3 protein-coding genes and 1 pseudogene are annotated in these 3985 nt (G+C 71.7%); 2 read left to right on the forward strand and 2 right to left on the reverse strand.

Going from position 1 to position 3985, the window contains the following annotated elements; translation table 11 throughout:
• The first annotated feature begins 298 nt into the window (after positions 1–298).
• Positions 299–1069, forward strand: coding sequence for a restriction endonuclease (locus FV226_RS26930; RefSeq protein ID WP_147754648.1), 771 nt, complete (start codon positions 299–301; stop codon positions 1067–1069).
• Between the two features lie 52 nt (positions 1070–1121).
• Here FV226_RS26930 and FV226_RS26935 read toward each other — a convergent pair whose 3' ends face one another.
• Both FV226_RS26935 and FV226_RS26940 read right to left on the reverse strand, forming a co-directional pair.
• The gene (locus tag FV226_RS26935) at positions 1122–2795 is read right to left on the reverse strand and encodes a formate--tetrahydrofolate ligase (RefSeq protein WP_147765331.1); all 1674 of its coding nucleotides are present in this window, start codon (positions 2793–2795) and stop codon (positions 1122–1124) included.
• Positions 2796–3045: 250 nt separating this feature from the next.
• Positions 3046–3264 (reverse strand): heavy-metal-associated domain-containing protein, encoded by a 219-nt coding sequence (locus FV226_RS26940; RefSeq protein WP_147754650.1) that lies wholly within the window; start codon positions 3262–3264, stop codon positions 3046–3048.
• Positions 3265–3496: 232 nt separating this feature from the next.
• Here FV226_RS26940 and FV226_RS26945 point away from each other — a divergent pair.
• A pseudogene (locus FV226_RS26945) lies at positions 3497–3985 on the forward strand (diguanylate phosphodiesterase); the annotation flags it as partial.

Below are 3985 nucleotides of genomic sequence, written 5' to 3' on the forward strand. Positions count from 1 at the left end.
GGCCGCCCCCGCACCGGCCGCGCGCCGCAGCCGCAAAACCGTCGAGGCCTGATCGGCCGGCATCCGGGTTTTTGGACCCGCGCGTCGGGCCAAACTGTCCGCGCGTTCTTCCCTCCCCCCTCTGCGGGGGAGGGTGGCGGCTTCACCGGCTATGATGCGCAGTTCGTTCGCCCCCGCCTGAGGACATCCACAGCTTTTCCACGCCGCCGCCCGGCGGATTCAGGGATCGGGCATCGGCCGGTGCGATGGCTGTCGGCGTGGAGCCGGCCGGTGGGGCCGGCCGCGTGAGGCGTCGTTCATGCCCGGCCAGCCCAGCCTTGTCGCCCGCCTGTTCTGGATCGCGGTGGCCGGCGGCGGCCTGTCCCTCTGGTACGGGCGCGCCGGCATCGCGGCCTCGGGCGCAGGCCTCGGCCTCGTCCTGCTGCGCCATCTCGGGCGGCCGGGGCGCTTCCGCGCCCGCGTGCGCAAGGTGGCCCGCCGCCATGCCCGGACGCTGGCCCTGCGCCGGCGGCAGGAAAGCTTCGTCGACGCCTACGGCAACCGCATCCTCGACGGCTGGCTGCGCGAGCGCGACTACTTCGTCGCGCGCACCCTCGTGCCGGACCTGACCGCCCGCGGCTTCGCCGACCTGTGCGAAGCGAGGCCCGACACGATCCGCGCGATCGTCGAGGCGGTGACCGACGCGGTGGACCTCCCCGAGGAGGACGCGGCGCCGGAGGACGGCATCCCCTACGAGCGGTTCTGCGCCGGGCGGCTGGAACGCGGCGGCTGGCGCACGCACGCCACGCCGGCGAGCGGCGACCAGGGCGCCGACATCGTCGCCGAGCAGGGCGCGACCCGCCTCGTGGTCCAGTGCAAGCGCTACGGCCGGCCGGTCGGCAACGCCGCCGTGCAGGAGGCGACCGCCGCCGCCCGCTACTGGTCGGGCGACATGGCCGCCGTGGTCTCGAACGCCGGCTTCACCCCCGCCGCCCGCAAGCTCGCCGCCGCCACCGGCGTGCTGCTGCTGCATCACGACGACCTCGACGAATTGCGCCCGATCCGGGCCGTCCGCTCCGTGCAGGCGTGACGCCACTTCCCTCCCCCGCAGAGGGGGGAGGGAAGAACGCGTCGAGCCCCGCCTAGAACAGCCCGTCGATCTGCCCGTTCGCGTCCAGCCGGATCGTGTCGGCGGCGGGCACCCGCGGCAGGCCCGGCATGGTCATGATCTCTCCGCAGATCACCACGACGAAGCCGGCGCCGGCGGAGAGGCGCACGTCGCGTACCGCCACCACGTGGCCGTCGGGGGCGCCGATCAGGGTCGGATCGGTCGAGAACGAGTACTGCGTCTTGGCCATGCAGACCGGCAGGTGGCCGTAGCCGTCCTTCTCGAAGGTAGCGAGCTTGCCCGCCGCCTTGGACTCGATCTGGATGTCGGCCGCGCCGTAGAGCTTGGTCGCGATCGCCTTGACCTTGTCCGACAGCTTGGCCTCGGCCTCGTAGGTGTAGGTGATGGGCTTGGGCGCGCCCTGCGACAGGTTCACCACCGCGTGGGCCAGGGCCTCGGCGCCGGCGCCGCCCTCCGCCCAGTGCTTGCAGGTGATCGCCTCGACGTCGAGCTTTTCGCGGCAGAGGTCGCGGAGCTTGGCGTGCTCGGCGTCGGTGTCGGCATAGAAGTGGTTGACCGCGACCACCACCGGCAGTCCGAAGCCGCGGACGTTGGTGACGTGCCGGGCGAGGTTGGCAAAACCCTTCTCGAGGGCGTCGACGTTCTCGGACCCGAGGTCCTTCTTGTTGACGCCGCCGTGCATCTTCAGCGCGCGCACCGTCGCGACGATGACGACGGCAGACGGCGACAAGCCCGCCTGCCGGCACTTGATGTCCAAGAACTTCTCCGCACCGAGGTCGGCGCCGAAGCCGGCTTCCGTCACGGTGTAGTCGGCGAGCCGGAGGCCGGCGCGGGTGGCGATCACCGAGTTGCAGCCGTGGGCGATGTTGGCGAACGGGCCGCCGTGGATCAGCGCCGGGTTGCCCTCCAGCGTCTGCACCAGGTTCGGCTGCAGCGCATCCTTCAGCAGCACGGTCATCGCGCCGGTGGCCTTCACGTCCTTGAGGGTCACGAGCTTGCGGTCGCGGGTCTCGGCGATGACGATGCGGCCCAGCCGCTCCTCGAGGTCGGCGAGGTCCTTGGCGAGGCAGAACACCGCCATGACCTCGGAGGCCACGGTGATGTCGAAGCCGTCCTCACGCGGGAAGCCGTTGGCGACGCCGCCGAGGGACTGGGTGATGGCGCGCAGCGCCCGGTCGTTCATGTCGACGACACGGCGCCAGTGGATGCGGCGCACGTCGATGTTGAGCTCGTTCGCCCAGTAGACGTGGTTGTCGATGAGCGCCGCGGCGAGCGAGTGGGCCGAGGTGATGGCGTGGAAGTCGCCGGTGAAGTGCAGGTTGATCTGCTCCATCGGCACGACCTGCGCCTTGCCGCCGCCGGCCGCCCCGCCCTTCATGCCGAAGCAGGGGCCGAGCGAGGGCTCGCGCAGGCAGATCATGGTCTTCTGGCCGATGCGGTTCAGCGCGTCGCCGAGGCCCACCGTGGTCGTGGTCTTACCCTCCCCCGCCGGCGTCGGCGAGATCGCGGTGACGAGGATCAGCTTGCCCTCGGGCTGCCCCTCCAGCCCGGCGATGAAGCCGTGGTCGAGCTTGGCGATGTGCTTCCCGTAATTGTGGAGCGCGTCGTCGGGGATGCCGAGCTTCTCGGCGACCTGCGCGATCGGCTTCAGCGTCGCCGCGCGGGCGATCTCGATGTCTGAGGGCATGGTTTCCTCAACCTTTGGCACGAGGGCTTCGTGTGGCGTCCGGTTTGTCCGTGACGTCCGTTCCGCCGGCTTTTGCCGTGCGGCGGGCGCCAGACCAAGCGCAACGCCCGGTCGATTCCGCCATTTTGCGTCAGTCGAGGTCGAAAAGCGCGTCGAAATTATTCGTTGTGCCGACAAATTCGATTTGCCGGCGCGAGCCGTCGCACGGGCTTGCCGACAGGGCGGACGCCTTGATCGGGCGGAGGCCGCGTCAGCCGGTCATCCCGGTGGCGGTGTAGCCGGCCTTGGTCAGCGCCTCGGCGAGGACGAGGCTCTGGGCGGTGGTGCGGATCGCGACCCGCTCGTGCGCCCGGTCGACCTCGACCTCGGCCGCCGGATCGATCCGCTGCACGACCCGGCGCACCGAGGCCTCGCAGCCGCCGCAGGTCATGCCCTCGACCCGCATCAGAAGTTCGCCTTGCGCGTCCATGTCGTTCCTCCATCACTTCGCCTGCCCCCGATCTCGGGCGTCGGACCGGGTGCGGCAAGGGGGTGGCAAGCGGGCCTCGGAGACGGCCGAGGGGATGTCACACTCGCGGAAAACCGCCGTGCTTGGGCACCTCGGCGCTTGCGGCCCCGCGGCCCCTCGGCGACAAACGGAGGCTCGGCTCCGCAAGCGATGCAGGCCGGGCCCTCACATGATTCCAGGCAAGAAGGCACGCGTGGCGAACCGACCCACAGTCCGGAGATTCGGCCGGCATGCGGGCCTGTGGTCGACGGGGCTGCTCGGCCTCGTGGTGCTCGCGCCGCTGGCGGCCCTGATGCCGACGGCCGGCGCCCTCGCGCTCGCAGGGTTTGCGGCGTTGGGCGCCCTCGTCGCCCACGCCCGCGCGAGCGGGCTGGCGGCGCGCTGCGACAAGCTCTCGGCCGAGCTCGACACACTGTCGAAACGCCTGCTCCGCACCGAGGCCGCCGGCCGGGCCGACGCGGCGCAGGACGGGCTGCCCCGCGAGGTCGAGGAGCTGACCGTCGAGATCGGCCTCTTAAGCGGCATCGTGCGCGACCTCGCCGCCGTGGTCGGCACGCAGGACAGCGAGGTCGCCCGCCTGAAGCAGCAGGCCGCCGCACTCGCCGCCTCGAAGCCTCAGCCCGCCCCCGAGCCGCCCATCCCTGCGCCGCAACCTGCCGCGCCGCCGCCAGCCGCGGTGCAG

Source organism: Methylobacterium sp. WL12, from assembly GCF_008039475.1.
Lineage (GTDB): Bacteria > Pseudomonadota > Alphaproteobacteria > Rhizobiales > Beijerinckiaceae > Methylobacterium > Methylobacterium cerastii.